The organism is Stenotrophomonas sp. WHRI 8082, from assembly GCF_040223995.2.
GTDB lineage: Bacteria > Pseudomonadota > Gammaproteobacteria > Xanthomonadales > Xanthomonadaceae > Stenotrophomonas.
Window position 1 is genome coordinate 3,254,580 of record NZ_CP167826.1, and the last position, 17,574, is coordinate 3,272,153.

Annotated in this window: 12 protein-coding genes; 6 read left to right on the plus strand and 6 right to left on the minus strand. The window is 66.5% G+C overall.

What is annotated here, in order from left to right; translation table 11 throughout:
- Window positions 1–67: 67 nt before the first annotated feature.
- The 3 genes from mfd to ABRP17_RS14155 form a co-directional block, all read right to left on the minus strand.
- Entirely contained in the window at window positions 68–3,532 is a 3,465-nt protein-coding gene (gene mfd / locus ABRP17_RS14145) for a transcription-repair coupling factor (RefSeq protein ID WP_349985665.1), read from the minus strand.
- A 134-nt stretch (window positions 3,533–3,666) separates the two neighbouring features.
- Window positions 3,667–4,212: a GNAT family N-acetyltransferase gene (locus tag ABRP17_RS14150; RefSeq protein ID WP_101098371.1), complete on the minus strand. Its 546-nt coding sequence runs from the start codon at window positions 4,210–4,212 to the stop codon at window positions 3,667–3,669.
- A 95-nt stretch (window positions 4,213–4,307) separates the two neighbouring features.
- On the minus strand, window positions 4,308–5,165 hold the full coding sequence (locus ABRP17_RS14155) for a 23S rRNA (adenine(2030)-N(6))-methyltransferase RlmJ (RefSeq protein ID WP_188326577.1): 858 nt from the start codon (window positions 5,163–5,165) through the stop codon (window positions 4,308–4,310).
- A 46-nt stretch (window positions 5,166–5,211) separates the two neighbouring features.
- Between ABRP17_RS14155 and creB the strand changes: the two genes are divergently transcribed.
- The 6 genes from creB to ABRP17_RS14185 all read left to right on the plus strand — a co-directional run bounded on the left by creB (window position 5,212) and on the right by ABRP17_RS14185 (window position 12,817).
- Window positions 5,212–5,925, plus strand: a complete 714-nt coding sequence (creB, locus tag ABRP17_RS14160) for a two-component system response regulator CreB (RefSeq protein WP_349985666.1) — start codon at window positions 5,212–5,214, stop codon at window positions 5,923–5,925.
- Between the two features lie 2 nt (window positions 5,926–5,927).
- The gene (gene creC / locus ABRP17_RS14165) at window positions 5,928–7,361 is read left to right on the plus strand and encodes a two-component system sensor histidine kinase CreC (protein WP_349985667.1); all 1,434 of its coding nucleotides are present in this window, start codon (window positions 5,928–5,930) and stop codon (window positions 7,359–7,361) included.
- A 323-nt stretch (window positions 7,362–7,684) separates the two neighbouring features.
- Entirely contained in the window at window positions 7,685–9,043 is a 1,359-nt protein-coding gene (creD, locus tag ABRP17_RS14170; protein ID WP_349985668.1) for a cell envelope integrity protein CreD, read from the plus strand.
- Window positions 9,044–9,191: 148 nt separating this feature from the next.
- Window positions 9,192–10,793, plus strand: coding sequence for a M20/M25/M40 family metallo-hydrolase (locus ABRP17_RS14175; RefSeq protein ID WP_349985669.1), 1,602 nt, complete (start codon window positions 9,192–9,194; stop codon window positions 10,791–10,793).
- A gap of 109 nt (window positions 10,794–10,902) precedes the next feature.
- Complete coding sequence (gene gltX / locus ABRP17_RS14180; RefSeq protein WP_349985670.1) at window positions 10,903–12,306, plus strand: glutamate--tRNA ligase; 1,404 nt, start codon at window positions 10,903–10,905, stop codon at window positions 12,304–12,306.
- A gap of 25 nt (window positions 12,307–12,331) precedes the next feature.
- The gene (locus ABRP17_RS14185; RefSeq protein ID WP_188326583.1) at window positions 12,332–12,817 is read left to right on the plus strand and encodes a Fur family transcriptional regulator; all 486 of its coding nucleotides are present in this window, start codon (window positions 12,332–12,334) and stop codon (window positions 12,815–12,817) included.
- A gap of 1,231 nt (window positions 12,818–14,048) precedes the next feature.
- On the opposite strand, the gene ABRP17_RS14190 is transcribed toward ABRP17_RS14185, so the two are convergent.
- Genes ABRP17_RS14190 through ABRP17_RS14200 form a run of 3 tightly spaced genes read right to left on the minus strand, consistent with a single transcriptional unit; the run spans window position 14,049 to window position 17,509 of the window.
- Window positions 14,049–15,254 carry an HlyD family secretion protein gene (locus ABRP17_RS14190; protein ID WP_349986741.1) on the minus strand — a complete coding sequence of 402 codons (1,206 nt, stop codon included), beginning with the start codon at window positions 15,252–15,254 and terminating at the stop codon, window positions 14,049–14,051.
- A 9-nt stretch (window positions 15,255–15,263) separates the two neighbouring features.
- On the minus strand, window positions 15,264–16,946 hold the full coding sequence (locus ABRP17_RS14195) for an MFS transporter (protein ID WP_349986748.1): 1,683 nt from the start codon (window positions 16,944–16,946) through the stop codon (window positions 15,264–15,266).
- Entirely contained in the window at window positions 16,943–17,509 is a 567-nt protein-coding gene (locus ABRP17_RS14200; RefSeq protein WP_192094426.1) for a TetR/AcrR family transcriptional regulator, read from the minus strand. Before ABRP17_RS14200 ends, ABRP17_RS14195 begins: the two co-directional genes overlap by 4 nt.
- Window positions 17,510–17,574: the final 65 nt, after the last annotated feature.

The window sequence follows — 17,574 nt, forward strand, 5'->3', positions numbered from 1 at the left end:
TCATGCATCGGTGCGTTTGCGGTAGCGCCGACCCATGGTCGGCGAGCGCAGCGGCAGCCGACTGACGTCAGCCCGGGGCCAGCGTGGTCAGCAGCGCGCGCGCTGCGTTGAAGCGGTCTTCCGGCAATGGCAACGGATGCTTGATCCGCAGCTTGTCCGGACCGTCCATGCTGTACAGACTGGACTGCTTCTGGATCAGCTGGATCACGGACATCGGATCGATGTTCGGTTTGGCTTCGAAGACGATGCGACCGCCGGATTCGCCCAGATCGAGCTTGCGGATGCCCAGTTCACTGGCCTGCAGTTTCAGCTCGGCAATGGCGAACATATGCTTGGCCGGATCCGGCAACAGGCCGAAGCGGTCGATCATCTCCACCTGCAGTTCGCGCAGCGATGCACTGTCACGCGCGCTGGAAATGCGCTTGTACAGGGTCAGGCGCGTATGCACGTCGGGCAGGTAGTCATTCGGAATCAGCGACGGCACATGCAGTTCCACCTCGGCGCCGCGGACTTCCTGCCCCGCATCCAGATCGGGCAGTTTGCCCAACCGGATGCTGCGCACGGCGCGTTCCAGCAGCTCGGTGTACAGGCTGAAGCCCACTTCAGCCATCTGGCCGCTCTGGTCTTCGCCCAGCAGCTCGCCGGCACCACGGATCTCCAGATCGTGGGTCGCCAGGGTGAAGCCGGCGCCCAGCTCATCCATCGAGGCGATCGCATCGAGCCGCTTTTCTGCGTCGGGTGTGATCGACCGGCGGTCCGGCACGACGAGATAGGCGTACGCGCGGTGGTGCGAACGACCGACGCGGCCACGCAGCTGGTGCAGCTGCGCCAGCCCGAAGCGGTCCGCCCGGTTGATGATGATGGTGTTCGCGTTGGGGATGTCGATGCCCGATTCGATGATCGTGGTCGACAGCAGCACATTGAAGCGCTGCTTCTGGAATTCCAGCATCACCCGTTCCAGCTCGCGCTCCGGCATCTGCCCGTGGGCAATGCCGATGCGCGCCTCCGGCACCAGCTCGGACAGCTCGCGCTGCATGCGGCCGATGCTCTCCACGTCGTTGTGCAGGAAATAAAGCTGCCCGCCGCGCGCCAGCTCGCGCTGGAAGGCTTCGCGCAGCAGCGCGTCGTCCCATTGGGTGATGAAGGTCTGCACCGCCAGCCGGTTCGGCGGCGGCGTGGCAATGATCGACAGGTCGCGCAGGCCGGCCATGGCCATGTTGAGCGTGCGCGGGATCGGCGTGGCCGTCAGGGTCAGCAGATGCACGTTGGCGCGCATCGCTTTCAACGCTTCCTTCTGCCGCACACCGAAACGCTGTTCTTCATCGACCACCACGAGGCCAAGATCCTTGAACTTCACATCCGGCTGCAGCAGCCGGTGCGTGCCAATGATCACGTCGATGGTGCCCTCGGCGACCTTTTCCAGTTCCGCCTTGATCTCTTTGGTGGATTTGAAGCGCGACAACACTTCCACCTTCATCGGATAGTCGGCGAAGCGGTCGCGGAAGTTGCGGTAATGCTGTTCTGCCAGCAGCGTGGTCGGCACCAGCACCGCGACCTGCTTGCCGGCGCTGGCCGCAGCGAAGGCAGCACGCACGGCCACTTCGGTCTTGCCGAACCCCACGTCACCGCAGACCACGCGGTCCATCGGTTGGCTGCTGGCAAGATCGCGCAGGGTGGCGTCGATGGCGGCCAGCTGGTCGGGAGTCTCTTCGAACGGAAAGCCGGCCGCGAAGGGTTCGTACATGGAACGGTCCACGTCCAGCGCCAAGCCTGCACGCGCGCGACGACGTGCCTGGATTTCCAGCAGTTCGGCGGCGACATCGCGCACCTTCTCCGCGGCCTTGCGCTTGGCTTTGGTCCACTGTTCGCCACCCAGCGAATGCAACGGCGCAGTATCGGCCGATGCGCCGGAGTAGCGACTGATCAGGTGCAGTTGGGCAACCGGCACATACAGCCGATCCCCCTTCGCGTACTCGATCTCGAGGAACTCGCCGGGCATTCCGCCCACGTCCATTGCGATCAAGCCGCGGTAGCGACCTACGCCGTGGTCTTCGTGGACGATCGGTGCACCTTCGGTCAGCTCGCCAAGGTCGCGGATGATCGCTTCGGGCTCGCGACCGGCGCGGCGCGAGCGGCGCTGCTGGCCCGCGCGCTCCGGGAACAGCTGGCGTTCGGTCAGCACCGCGATGCGCGGATCGTCCAGCTCGAAGCCGTCTTCCAACGGTGCAACGGTGATCGCGAAGCGCTCGCTGCCGGCAAGGAACGAGGGCAGGTCGACCACGACGGGCGGCTTCAATGAAGCGGCCTGCAGTACTTCCAGCAGCGCTTCCCGTCGGCCTGCCGTATCGGCGGCGATCAGGATGCGGCCCGGGTATTCCTTGACGAACGAGGCCAGTGCCTGGCCCGCCGTTGCATCACGTGCGGCCACCGGCAGTGGCGGCAGCTTGGTATCGCCCAGGGGCTGGGCCTGCTCGATGCGTGCGTGTTCGGGCGGCCACACTTCCACCCGTGGCAGGTCGTTGAGCTTCTCGCGCAGCAGATCCGGCGACAGATACAGCTGGTCCGGCGGCAGCAGCGGGCGTTCGACGTCATGCCGGCGCTGTTCGTAGCGCTGGCTGGTCTGTGCCCAGAACGCAGCGGCCGCCTCGCCCACGCCCGGCGCCATGACCGGCAGCACGTCGGCGGAAAAGTAATCGAACAGCGTGGCGGTGCGGTCGAAGAACAGCGGCAGGTAATACTCGATGCCCGCCGGTGCCAAGCGGGACTTGAGATCCTGGTAGAGCGAGCTGCGACGGGTATCCACGTCGAAGCGCTCGCGCAGCGCGTCCATCACCCGCGAGATGCTGGCGTCGTCCATCGGCACTTCGCGCCCGGGCAGCATGTGCACGGCCTGGACCTTGTCCAGCGAACGCTGCGTCTCCGGGTCGAAGGCACGGATGGTGTCGATGTCTTCATCCAGCAGTTCCACCCGCAGCGGCTCGCGGGCTCCCATCGGATAGACATCCAGCAGGCCACCGCGCACGGCGAAATCGCCCGGGTCCATCACCTGCGGCACATTGCGGTAGCCGGCACTTTCCAGACGGCGTTTTTCCGCATCAAGGTCCAGTCGCTGGCCAACCTGCAGATCGAAGCTGCCGCCGATCACGTACTGCTTCGGTGCCAGATGCTGCATCAGCGTCTGCACGGGTACCACCACCAGGCCGCGCTTCAGACCGGGCAGGCGATGCAGTGCGGAAAGGCGCTGGGAAATGATGTCCGGATGCGGGCTGAAACGATCATAGGGCAGCGTCTCCCAGTCCGGGAACGCCACCACAGGCAAGCTGTCGTCGGCACCGAGCAGGGTGTGCAGATCGGCTTCGATCTGGTTGGCACCGTGGTTGTCCGGAGCGACGACCAGCAGCGGGCCGTCGTGTGCCTGCGCCGCACGGGCGAGGTACCACGCGAGCGCCGTGGCGGAGCTGGGAGCGCGCCACCAGGCGCGGAGCTGGCCGGGACGGGGCAGCGGCGGAATGGGATAAGGAGAGCGCGACATTGGCCGCTGATTCTATCAGAGGCCGTTGTGCAGACCGGGACAACGCTGCAACAAGCCCGAACGCGGCGCCGCGCCATGCCCGGTGCGCGCGGCGGCCCGGGATGGATCGCCGGGCAGCGCCCGGCGTACGCGCCTCAGTTATCCAGTTCCAGCACCATCCGCACCAGGCCGGGCGTGCCCTGCGGGTGCGGCACCGGCTTGAAGCCCAGCGAGTCGGCCAGCTGCTTCATCGGCTCGTTCTCTTCGGCGACATCGCCATACAGGCGATCCAGGTACTTGCCGCGCGCCCATTTCACCAGCTTGCGCATCAACTGCCGGCCAAGCCCCTGGCCGATCAGGAAGCGGCTGATCAGGATCGCGTACTCGGCTTCACGCGTGCCCTGGATGATCGAGGCGCGGGCTACCGCGCCGACCACGGCTTCACCGGCCGGCAGCGATTCGGCCGCGACCAGCGTGATTTCGGTCTTCGGATTGGGGTGGGTGAGCCGCTGGGTGGTCTCCGGCGAAAGCTCGGTGACCGCCTGCAGGAAGCGGTCACGGATTTCCTCCGGGCCGAACAGGCTGAAAGCGGCCTGCAGCGGCGGGCCGTCTTCTGGCCGGATCGGACGGATCAGCAGTTCGTGGCCGCTGGGGGCCTTGAAGATCTCGTGCCAGGGCGGCATGCGGTTGCGAGTGGCCATACCGGGTTGTTCCTTGGTGGTCCAGCGATTGTGGCATTCCCATGGCCGCACACCGTGAACGAATGGTTCACGGCGATGCGCGGCGTCACAGGGGCCTATTCGGCGGTCTTCAACCAATCGATGCGGGTGCTGGCACCCGTTTCACCGAGGTGCTGCTTCAGCGCCGGCAGGGCCGGGCCGACGATCCGGTCGAACTGGAAGGGGGCATTGAGGATCAGCATGCCGCTGCCGTTGAGGCGCAACGGCGATTCGTCCGGGCGCACCAGCAGCTCGATGGTCAGGGCGGACTTGAACGGCAGCGCGGTTGCCTTGCGCAGGAAGTGGAGGATGGTGCGGCGCTGCTTGATCGGGAACCAGACCGCGCAGGTGGCCTGTGGCCAACGCTCGTAGGTTTCCTTCAACGTGGCCAGGATGCGGATGTACTCAGCGTCCTGCCCTTCGTAAGGCGGATCGATCAACACCAGACCGCGGCCGATCTTGGCCCCGTTGGCCTTCGGCGGCACCAGGGCCCGCACTTTTTCGTAACCGTCGCCTTCGTAGACGCCGACCCGCGCATCGTTGGCGAACACCTTCCGCAGGGCAGCGGCTTCTTCGGGCTGCAGTTCGCAGGCCGCAAGACGGTCCTGCGGACGCAGCGCCTGGGCGGCCAGCAGCGGCGAGCCCGGGTAGTTGATCATCGCGCCGACCGGATTATCGGCCTGCACCGCCTTCAGGTAGCGCTCGACCACCTCGGGCAGCTTGGGCTGGGACATCAGGCGCATCACCCCCTCTTCGGCCTCCAGGGTCTTGCGGCCCTCTTCGCTGGCCATCAGGTAGCGGCCGCGGCCGGCATGGGTGTCGAGCACGAAGAACGGGCTGTCCTTGCGCTTGAAGCTGTCGATCAGGGCGAGCAGCACGATGTGCTTGAGGACATCGGCATGGTTGCCGGCATGGAAGGCGTGGCGGTAGTTCATGGGGCGCAGTGTACGGGTAGGCAGGCGCAGCGGCTATGCTGCCGCCATGACAGAAGCTGCTGCCCACGTACTGGTGGTCGAAGACGAGACCGCCATTGCCGAAACCGTGCTGTATGCGCTGCGCAGCGAAGGCTACGCGGCGACCCACTGCCTGCTCGGCGGGCAGGCCCTGCAGCACCTGCAGGCACACCGCGTGGACCTCGTGATGCTGGATGTCGGCCTGCCCGACCTGGGCGGCTTCGAGGTATGCCGCCGGCTGCGCGCGCTGCCGGGTCCGGCAGGGCAGGTGCCGGTGATTTTCCTGACCGCGCGCAGCGAGGAGATCGACCGGGTGCTGGGGTTGGAGCTGGGCGCCGACGACTACGTGACCAAGCCGTTTTCACCGCGCGAACTGGTGGCGCGGGTGCGTGCGCGCCTGCGCCGCAGTGCGTCGGTGGCCACCACGGTGGTACCTGACGAGAAGGGTCAGCAGCACGGTGCATTCCGGATCGACCCGGAGAGCCACCGCATCCATTACGCAGGGCGGGTGCTCGACCTGACCCGCTATGAGTACGCACTGCTGGCGGCGTTGCTGCAGCGGCCCGGGGCCATCCTCAGCCGCAACCAGTTGATGGACCGCGGTTGGGACGCTACCAGTGACAGTGCGGACCGCACCGTCGACACGCATATCAAGACGTTGCGCGCGAAGCTGCGGGCGGCGGGGGCGCAGGACGATCCGATCCGCACCCATCGTGGCCTCGGCTACGCGCTGGAGGTCTGAGCATGCGGCTGGGGCTGAAGCTGTTCCTGGGATTCTTCCTGATCGTGGGCCTGGCGGCCTTCTTCGTGATGCGGATATTCGTGGATGAAGTGAAGCCGGGTGTGCGGCAGGCCATGGAATCCACGCTGGTGGATGCGGCCAACGTGCTGGCCGAGATGGCGGCACCGGAGCTGAAGGCGGGGACGCTGGCCGGGGGCGGTTTCACTGCCAGCCTGGCACGCGCCCAGCGCCGCGACCCGAAGGCGATGGTGTGGCGCTTCCCCAAGCGCGCGCTGGATTACCAGGTGACCATTACCGATGCCAAGGGCATCGTGGTGTATGACTCGCTGGGGCGCGACGTAGGGCGTGACAACTCGCGCTGGAATGATGTCCATCGCACGTTACGCGGTGAGTACGGTGCGCGGTCCAGCCCCGAAGTGCCCGGCGATCCCACCCACACCGTGATGCACGTGGCGGCACCGGTGTACGACCCGGCCGATGGGCACAGGCTGATCGGGGTGCTGTCGCTGTCGCAGCCCAATCGCAGCATCGACCCCTTCATCGCCGCCAGCCAGCGCCAGATCATGCTGCGCGGCGCGTGGCTGATCGGGCTGTCGGCGCTGATCGGCATCCTGATGACAGCATGGCTGATGACCGGCGTGCGGCGCTTGAATCGCTACGCTCAGGCGGTGAGCGCGGGCGAGCCGGTACCGCCGCCCCGCCCGCGGCGCGATGAGATCGGCGACCTGGGCCAGGCGCTGGAGACCATGCGGCGCAAGCTGGAGGGGAAGGCGTACGTGGAGCACTACGTGCAGTCGCTGACCCACGAAATGAAGAGCCCGCTGGCAGCGATCCGCGGCGCGGCCGAGCTGCTGCAGGAGCCCATGGCCGAGGAGGATCGGGCACGCTTCGCGCGCAGCATCGTCGACCAGCAGCAACGGCTGACCGAGACGATCGACAAACTGCTGGCGCTGGCGGAAGTGGAACAGCACGGATGGCTGCAGACGCGCGAGGTGCTGCCGGCATCGGTGTTGCTGGACGGCGTGTCGCAGTCCCTGCAGCTGCGCGCGCAGGCGGCGCAGGTCAGCCTGGACATCGATGCGTCTGTTGCGCTGACGGTGCGCGGTGACGGGTACCTGCTGCGCCAGGCGCTGCACAACCTGCTGGACAACGCGATCGACTTTTCGCCCGTGGGCGGCAGGGTGCACCTGCGTGCGCTGGCGGAGGGCGATGGCGTGGCGCTGCAGGTAGTGGATCACGGGGAGGGCGTACCGGACTACGCACGCGAGCGGATCTTCGAACGGTTCTATTCGCTGCCACGGCCTGCCACGGGACGGCGCAGCTCTGGGCTGGGGCTGCCGTTCGTGCACGAAGTGGCCCGGTTGCATGGTGGCCGGGTGCGGGTGGAGGACCGCGACGGCGGGGGCACCGTGGCCACGTTGTGGCTGCCGGGTTGATGCTGGTATGGCGGGCGGGATGATGCCGCTTTGCCTGGCGGGATGATGCCGTTCTGGTAGAGCCGACTTCAGTCGGCTGCGTTGTGCTTGCCCGCAAACGGCAGCCGACTGAAGTCGGCTCTACCACGGCAGCTCTAACGCGGCAGCTCGACACCGCGCGGCGTTTCCACGGCGTCATTGCCACCGCCGCATCGCCATCGCTGCGTTTCCACGGTGGCATGACCGCAACGGACGTGCGCCGCGAGTCGCTCCACTTCACATTCACTTCAAACTGCGCACACCGGCGCTGTCCATCCTGCAGTTCTCTCCAACGAGGATGGACCATGAAATCCCTGCACCTGTTCCTGCGCTTCGCCATTGTCGGCGGACTGATCCTGCTGCTGCTGGTTCCGCTGATGATGATCCGCAGCGTCATCACCGACCGTAGCGAGTACCGCGAAGAAGCCTTCCGTCGCGTGGCCGAAAGCCGTGCGGGTACGCAGCAACTGGTCGGGCCGGTGCGCGTGGTGCCCTGGATCGAGCGCACCACGGTCGCCGTCGTCGACAAGGCGGGCAAGACCACCACCGAAGTGCAGACCACGCAGGGGCATTGGCTGCAGATGCCGCAGCAGCTGACCGTGGATGGCCGAATGCTGCCGGACCAGCGCTCGGTCGGGTTGTTCAAGGTGCCGGTGTACAGCTGGCAGGGCAAGATCACGGCTGCATTCCCCGCCGATGACTACCCGATCAAGACCGGCCGCACGTATGGCACGCCGTATCTGGCGGTCGGGCTGAGCGACGTGCGCGGTCTGGTCGGCACGCCGAATCTGCGGGTCAACGGTGCGCCGCTGCGCCTGCAGCCCGGCGTGGGCGTGGCCGATGAGCTGGGTCGTGGACTGCAGGCCGAGGTCGCCGGTTTCAGCGATTCCGCCGGTGGCATGCTGGCGGCCAGCCGCGTGGAGCTGGAGCTGCAGGTCGATGGCAGCCGCTCGCTGGCCGTGGTGCCGGTAGGCGATGACAACCAGATCGCCCTGCGCTCCACCTGGCCACATCCCTCGTTTGCCGGTGCTTTCCTCCCCAACGAGCGCCGCGTCGATGCGCAGGGCTTCGAGGCCCGCTGGGCGGTCTCGTCGCTGGCCTCGGATGCACAGCGCCAGCTGCGTGCTGGCGATTCCTCGGCGCAGTCGGTGGAGGTGTCGCTGGTGGACCCGGTGGACGTGTACACCCAGGCCGACCGCGCATCCAAGTACGGCGTGCTGTTCGTCCTGCTGACCTTCGTCGGCTTCCTGTTGTTCGAACTGATCCGACAGCTGCGCATCCACCCGCTGCAGTACCTGATGGTGGGCTTGGCGCTGGCGATCTTCTTCCTGCTGCTGATCAGTCTGTCCGAGCACATCGCCTTCTGGCAGGCGTATCTGGTTTCCGCGCTGGCGTGTATCGGGCTGCAGGCGGTGTACCTGGCCAACGTGCTGGGGCACTGGAGGCGGGGGGCAGGCTTCGCGCTGATGCTGACGGTGCTGTACGGCGCGCTGTATGGCCTGCTGGTGTCGGAAAACAATGCACTGCTGATGGGTTCGCTGTTGCTGTTCGGCATCCTGGCGCTGGTGATGTGGGTGACCCGCCGGGTCGACTGGTATGCACTGGGGATGGGCGGGCCGCCGGCCCTGCCTGCGGACGATGACGCGCGCACCGGCGTGCGCTGAAGCCGGCCTGATGCATCACCCTGGCAGGGCCACATTCCGGATCGGAATGTGGCCCTGCTTCTTTGCGTGACCTTAGGCATCTGCGACCTGGCGGGGTCGCCTCTACACTCGATGGTTGACCAATGATGGTGTGAGCCGGGGGAAGCCGATGTTGAAGTGGGGAGTGCTGGCCGTTGCGCTGGCCGTGAGCAATCCGGCGATGGCGCAGCGCGCCGAGCCGGTCGACCTGGACATGGTCAGCAAGATCCGCCAGGAGGCATTCCATCGCTCGCAGGTGATGGATACCTTCAGCCACCTCACCGAGTCCATTGGCCCGCGGCTGACCAACTCACCGGCGATGGCGCAGGCCAACGCGTGGACGCGCGGCAAGTTCAGCGAATGGGGGCTGAGCAACGTGCATGACGAAGCCTTCGATGATTTCGGCCGTGGCTGGGAGTTCACCTCCGCCCGCGTGGAGATGCTGGGTGAGCGCGTGCAGCCGCTGCATGCATTGCCCAAGGCATGGACGCCGGGTACCAACGGACCGGTGGAAGGCGAGCTTGTCCAGGTGGACATCAAGAAGCTGGCGGACCTGGAAAAGTACAAAGGCACGCTGCGCGGCAAGATCCTGCTGCTGGGCGAGGCACGCGAGTACAAGCGTGGCACCGAGCCGGACTCGCACCGCCATGATGCGACCTCGCTGGAGGGCCTGCAGGAATTCACCCTGCCGAAGAATGCAGCGGCCGAGAAGGAGAAGCGGGTCAAGGAGTACAGCGAGCGGCAGGCGCTGGCCAAGGCCACCAATGCCTTCTTCGTGGAAGAGGGCGCATTGGCCGCGATCAGCATCAGCGGCTGGGACAACGGCATCATCCGCGTCGCCGGCGGCGGTTCGCGCAGCGCCGGTGAGTCGGCCGGCATCCCCGAGCTGGCGATGATTTCCGAGCACTTCAATCCGTTGGTGCGGGCGCTGGCCAACAAGCAGGCGGTGAAGCTGCGCGTGGACGTGGCAGCGCGCTTCACCGATGCAGCCAACCAGCCCGGCTACAACACGCTGGCCGAGCTACGCGGCAGCAGCAAGGCCGACGAAGTGGTGATGCTGGGCGCGCACCTGGATTCATGGCATACCGGCACCGGCGCAGCGGATAACGCGGCGGGGGTGGCGGTGATGATGGAAGCGATGCGCATCCTCAAAGCGGTCGGGGCCAAACCGAAGCGCACGATCCGGGTTGCGCTGTGGAGTGGCGAAGAGCAGGGGTTGATCGGCTCGCAGGCCTACGTAGCCAAGCATTTCGCGCAGTTCCCGGAGCCCACCGATCCGGCGCAGAAAGCGCTGCCGGCCTCTTTGCGCGAGCCCACCGGTGCGCTGCTCAAGCGCCGCGACTACGACAAGTTCTCCGTCTACTTCAACATGGACAACGGCTCCGGCCGCTTCCGCGGTATCTACGCGCAGGAAAACCTGGCCGCGATGCCGGTGTTCGAAGCCTGGCTGAAGCCCTTCAACGACGTGGGCGCCACCACGGTAGCCAGCCGTAACACCGGGTCTACCGACCACATCAGCTTCGACCGCGTCGGCCTGCCGGGCTTCCAGTTCATCCAGGACAAGCTGGATTACTTCAGCAACGTCCACCACAGCCACCTGGACACCTGGGACCACGCCGAGCCGGAAGACCTCAAGCAGGCCGCCGCCATCGTCGCCTCGTTCGTGTACAACGCCGCCACCCGCGACGACCTGTTCCCGCGCAAGACCCTAAAAGGGGACGGAGGGGATTAAGTCGTATCTGGCTTGAATTGATGAACAGAAGGGGGCGGGTGGATTGCGACTTAATCCCCTCCGTCCCCTTTTGGTAAAATCGGGGGACAACCGTTGCTCCGAGCGTCCCATGACCTGCCGCACCCGCTTTGCCCCCAGTCCCACCGGCTACCTGCACATCGGTGGTGCCCGCACCGCGTTGTACTGCTGGCTGGAGGCCCGCCACCGTGGCGGCGAGTTCGTGCTGCGTATCGAAGATACCGACCGCGAGCGCAGCACCCAAGGCGCCATCGACGCGATCCTGGAGGCGATGGAGTGGCTGGGCCTGGGCTATGACGAGGGTCCGATCTACCAGACCCAGCGCGTGGCGCGTTACAAGGAAGTGGCCGAGCAGCTGGTGGCTGACGGCAAGGCGTACTACGCCTACGAGACCAAAGACGAGCTCGACGCGATGCGCGAAGCCGCGATGGCCAAGCAGGAGAAGCCCCGCTACAACGGCGCGGCGCGTGAGCAGGGCCTGGCCTACCGCGAGGATCCGAACCGGGTGATCCGTTTCAAGAACCCGCTTGAAGGCACGGTGGTGTTCGACGATCTGATCAAGGGCCCGATCGAGATCGCCAACAGTGAGTTGGACGACATGGTGATCTTCCGTCCGGACGGATACCCGACCTATAACTTTGCCGTCGTGGTGGACGACTGGGACATGGGCATCACCGAGGTCATCCGTGGCGATGACCACATCAACAACACCCCGCGGCAGATCAACCTGTACGAAGGCATCGGGGCACCGGTGCCGAAGTTCGGCCATATGCCGATGATCCTGGACGAGCAGGGGGCCAAGCTGTCCAAGCGCACCGGCGCGGCCGATGTGATGCAGTACAAGGATGCCGGCTATCTGCCCGAAGCGCTGCTGAGCTATCTCGCCCGTCTGGGCTGGTCGCACGGTGACCAGGAGATCTTCAGCCGCCAGGAGCTGATCGACCTGTTCGATGTGACCAACTGCAATTCCAAGGCGGCGCGGCTGGACATGGCCAAGCTGGGTTGGGTCAACCAGCACTTCCTGAAGACCGAAGCGCCTGCGTCGATCGCGCCGGCACTGGACTATCAGCTGGAAAAGCTGGGCGTGGACCTGAACGCAGGTCCGTCGCCGGAGGATGTCGTGATCGCGTTGCGCGAGCGGGTGCAGACCCTGAAGGAAATGGCCGAGAAGGCCGTGGTCTGGTACCAGCCGTTGACTACCTACGACGACGCTGCCGTGGCCAAGCACCTCAAGGCGGGCGCGGACGGCCCGCTGGGCAAGGCGCGTGAGCTGCTGGCGGCCCTTCCGGAGTGGACTGCCGAGAGCGTGGGGGTGGCGCTGCACGATGCGGCCGCGGCGCTGGAGATCGGCATGGGCAAGGTCGCGCAGCCGCTGCGCGTGGCCATTACCGGCACCCAGGTGAGCCCGGATATTTCGCAGACGGTGTACCTTGCCGGACGCGATGAGGCCTTGAAACGCATCGATGTTGCCATCACCAAGATAGCAGCGGCCTGATCCCGCCCCGAACCGGAGAACCCGCATGTCCGCCAAGCACGCCTGTACGGCCCCGCATCACCACGTCCATGACGCAACGGATTTCGTCGGGGTGGTCGAGCGTGTCTGCCGCGAGCGTGGACTGCGGCTGACCCCGATCCGGGCCAACGTGCTGCGCCTGATCGCCGAGGCGGGCAAGCCGGTCAAGGCGTATGAGCTGCTGGAGTGGGTACGCAGCGGCAAGGGCGTGGGGGCCGATGCGCCGCCCACGGTCTACCGCGCGCTGGATTTCCTGATGGCCAATGGCTTCGTGCACAAGCTGGAATCGGTGAACGCGTTCGTGGCCTGCCATCACCCCAGCAGTGCCGCACATTCGGTGCCGTTCCTGATCTGCAACAGCTGCCACAGCGCGGTGGAACTGGAAGACCGCGAGATCGTCAGCCAGTTGGAAAAGCGCGCCAAGGAGCTGGGTTTCCAGCCGCAGGCGCAGACGCTGGAAGTGCACGGACTCTGCGCCCGCTGCGCGGGGTGAGTTTTTGTGGTGTTGCCGGGCCTGCGGCCCGGCACCTGCGTTTTCGAGCAACAGCAAGAGCAAAGGCTGCAGGGCTGCGTGTAGGTGGGGCGGGCTGGGTTGGCGGGGGACGGCAAGGGCCGCATCCATGCGTGCCTCGTTTCGTGCCATGGATGGCAGGGTCCACGTCATCGCATTCGCGCTGCCGCTCCCACGCTTTGCTTCGCAAACCGTGGGCCCCGTCTCACCAGCACCCACACCCCGCCGCTTCGCGGCCGCCCCTGACTCAGGGGCTCCCTCCTCCAGATGGGTCAATGGGGTCTGCGGTAGCGCCGAGCCGTGCTCGGCGGAATGTCTCCGCCAACGGCCCGCTGCGCTCGCCGACCATGGGTCGGCGCTACCGCTTTTCTTTTTTTATTACGCGGCTGGCGGCCACGGAACCTGTCAGGGGGCCGGGCGGTGGGGCTGGACGGGGGCGTTGAGTGCCATGGATGGCAGGGTCCACGTCATCGCATTCGCGCTGCCGCTCCCACGCTTTGCTTCGCAAACCGTGGGCCCCGTCTCACCAGCACCCACACCCCGCCGCTTCGCGGCCGCCCCTGACTCAGGGGCTCCCTACACCCGACGGATCATCGCCATCTGTAGCGCCGACCCATGGTCGGTGGAATGTTCCCGCCAACGGCCCGCTGCGCTCGCCGACCATGGGTCGGCGCTACCGCTTTTCTTTTTTTATTACGCGGCTGGCGGGCACGGAACCTGCCAGAGGGCCGGGCGGTGGGGCGGGGCGGGGGCGTTGAGCGCCATGGATGGCGGGGTCCACGTCATCGCATTCGCGCTGCCGCTCCCACGCTTTGCTTCGCAAACCGTGGGCCCCGTCTCACCAGCACCCACACCCCGCCGCTTTGCGGCCGCCCCTGACTCAGGGGCTCCCTCCTCCAGATGGGTCAATGGGGTCTGCGGTAGCGCCGAGCCGTGCTCGGCGGAATGTCTCCGCCAACGGCCCGCTGCGCTCGCCGACCATGGGTCGGCGCTACCGCTTTTCTTTTTTTATTACGCGGCTGGCGGCCACGGAACCTGTCAGGGGGCCGGGCGGTGGGGGGGGACGGGGGCGTTGAGTGCCATGGATGGCACGAAACGAGGCCCGCATGGATGCGGCTCTTGCCGTCCCCCGACCCGCCCCACCGCCCGGCCCCAAGCACGTAACCTGCTTTTCGCAGCAGCCAACCGCGGGGGGGTCACCCGTTCGACCTCCTCACTGCGCGGAACGCGCGATCACCGGTGCCGTCGGCTCCACCGACGTATCCACCTTCGCGATCACCGACATCCCCGGCCGCAGGCGCACCGCCAGCGGTTGATCGGCGTCGATCGCGATCCGCACCGGCAGCCGCTGCACCACCTTGGTGAAGTTGCCGCTGGCGTTGTCCGGCCGCAGCACGCTGAACTCCGAACCGGTCGCCGGGGCGATTTCTTCGATATGGCCGCGCAGCACCTCGCCCTGGAACGCATCCACCGCGAAGGTGGCCGGCTGGCCGATGCGCATCGGCCAGGTCTGGCCTTCCTTGAAATTGGCCACCACCCACAACGTGTCCGGCACCAGGAACAGCAGCTGTGAACCGGCTGCAACGTATTGCCCGGCGCGCGCGCTGGCCTCGCTGACTTGTCCGTTGCGCGGTGCGTGGATGACCGTGTTGGCCAGGTCGATGCGCGCCAGTTCCAAGGCAGCCTCGGCGCTTTCCACCTGCGCTTCCAGTCCCTTGCGCGCCACACGGGTGGACACCAGGGTCTCTTCGGCGATCTGGATCTGTGCCTGCGACTGCTGCACACCGGCCTGCGCCGAGGCCTGGCCGGTGCGGAACTTGTCGCGGTCGTTCAGGGCGACCAGTTGCTGCGCGGCGAGCTGCTCATACCGTGCCAGTTCCGCACGCGAACGCTGCAGCTCGGATTGTCCGGCCGCCAGCGTGGCCTTGGCCGAGGCGATCTGCGCGCGGTTCTGTGCCTGCGACTGATCGGAGTTGGCCAAGGCCGCCTTCGCACTGTCCAACGCGGCTTCCGCTTGGGCGACACGCTGGTGGTAGATGCGGTCGTCGATGCGCAGCAGCACCTCCCCCTGTTTCACATGCTGGAAGTCCTTGACCAGCACTTCGGTGATATAGCCGTTGACCTGCGGGGCCAGCACCGTCACCTGTCCACGCACGTAGGCGTTGTCGGTGGTCGCGATGGCCGTGGTGAACGGCCACAGCTGCCATGCACGCAGGATCAACGCGATGCCGATCAGGGCGATCACCACCGCCAGGATCACCGCGCGGTTGCTGGGCGTGAGGTACTTCGGCGCACCGTCGCCGGTGGCCGTGCGGGTCACCGGTGGCGGTGGCGCGGGTGCAGGCGCGGCATCGGTAGGCGGCGGCGGGTTGACGTTGTCCGCTGCATCGTCATCGCGGGGAGGCTGTTGTGGGGACATGGAATCGACTCAGCGTGGTGCAGCGGCCGGAGGCGGCGCCACAGGAGGGAAAGAAGAGGAACGGCGCTTGCGCCACTGCTTCATCACCGCGGTCCACGTGGACAGCAGCAACAGCCATCCAAGGAACCCCAGCGCGATCCAGCCGGTGACCGTAAATACATCGTTGAAGCCGCGCACGTTGGCCTCGCGTCGGGCGATCTGCGCCAGTTGCGCTGTGCCTTGTGCGCTGCGCAGCATCGGATCGGTGATCTGTGCGGCGTAGATCTGCTGCTGCAGCCGCAGCCGCTGCGCCACCACCGGATCGGCGGGGTCGAGCTGGCTGACCAGGGCGCTGGAATAGATCTGTTCGCGGTGCAGCTGCACGGTGCCCAGTACGGCCGACCCGGCCAGTCCGCCGAGGGTCTGGGTGATCGACAGGGTGACCAGGAAGGTGATCATGTGGTCCACGCCCTGTTTCAGCACGGCGGTGATGGCGAGCATGATCAGCGGGCCCATGAACATGCCCGAACCCACGGCGGCCAGGAACTGGCTGACGAAGAAATCATGCGGACGGTCCAGGCTGGTGCGGTGCTGGTCCAGCAGCGCGGCGCTGCCGAGCAGCAGGATGGCCATCAGCAGCTGGGGGATCAGCCGCTTCGGCCCGAAAGTGAGCGAGCTGGCGGCGATGCCGGTGACCACGCCGGCCAGGATCACCGCGAACAACGGCCGCATCTGGTCCGGCCCCATGCCGAGGATGCGCATCAGCCCGACCACGCCGTAGGACTGCTCGGTGGTCAGGAAACGCAGCAGGAACGCCCCGACGATGAAATGCATCACAGGCAGGCTGAAAAGCCAGCGCGTCTGCAGCAGCGGATTGCGCCGATGGTGTTCGATGACGAACGCCGTGGTGGCCAGCGCGATCGAGGCCACCAAGGCCCAGCCCAGCCACGGCGTATCCAGCCACCAGCGCACATAGCCCTGCGCCAGCACCACGACCAGCAGGCCGACGGCCGGTGCCATCAGGGCGAAGGTGAGGAAGTCCATCGGCTCGAAGGCCTTGATCTGCACGCCCGGCGGCAGCTTCAACAGGACCACCGCTGCGAACGCGCACAGGGCAAGCCCGGCTTCGAAGAAGTACAGCAGGTGCCATTGGCCGGTGCCGACCAGACTGGGGGAAATCACCCACGCCAAGGGCACCGCCAACTGCGAAAGCCCCACCCCGATGACCAGCAGGTTGCCGGTATAGCGGCGCGGCAGCGACTGCAGCATGTACAGCGTGCCGAGCGTCGAACAGGCGGCACCGGCAAAGCCGCTGGCCGCGCGCAGCAGTACCGTGGTTTCGAACGTGCCGACCACCAGGTGCAGCAGCGCAAGTGCGGCGTACAGACCGAGCCCGATCTCCGCGAACAGGCGGATGCCATATTGCTGGCGGAACTTGAACGCCAGCAGGTTGGCGGTAACGTTGACCATCACGTACGACGCCACCAGCCAGCTGCCCTGGGCCGGGGTCAGGCCCAGCTGACCCTGCAGGAAGGGCAGGTTGGCAGTGACCAGCGCGGTGCCGAGGCCGCCGGTGATCGCCACCAGCACCGATACCATCGCATAGGCCATGCGCCGGTGCGGCGGGTGCCACGGCATTGAAGCGGACCCGGGCAGGGTCGGCTTTTCGTGTTCTTCCCAGTCCGGGATGGGCTTGAGGTACTGCGACATCAGGCCTCCGCGGCGTCGGTTCCCTGCAGGCCCGCGCGCAGCAGCTGCAGCGCACGTCGTGCCAGTTCAGTGCGCTCGGCGCGGTCCTTGCCGCGCAGCGCGGCCCCCAGCATGCCTGAAATCAGTGAAATGTCCGTGGAGGTCAGGTCGGGCCGGCACAGGCCCGCCGCGATGGCGCGCTGTATCGGCGCTTCCATCAGGGTGCGGACGGTTTCGCGGGCGATGGTGACGGTCGGATCGTCCGGATGCACCGCGCGCCAGTAATCGGCCAGTGCGGGCGAGTCGACGATACGGCGACCCATGCCGTCCAGGAGTTCGAACAGCGCATCATCCCGGTCACCCAGTTCAACCACCTGTCGCCGGATACGCTCGACGGTGCGTTGCAGCAGTGCTTCGATCAACGCCGCGCGGTCGGGGAAGTTGCGGTACAACGTGGCCCGCCCTACCTGCGCGCGCTCGACGACCAGGTCCAAGGGCGCGGTGACGCCGTGGTTGCCGAACACATGGTCGGCGGCATCCAGGATCTGTGCGCGGCGTGCTGCCGCGTCGGCACGTAAAGAGGTCATGACGCTATTTTCGGACAAAAGTGTCCGAAATGCGATGGCCGTTTGCGTCATCGGGCGCCCGCGTT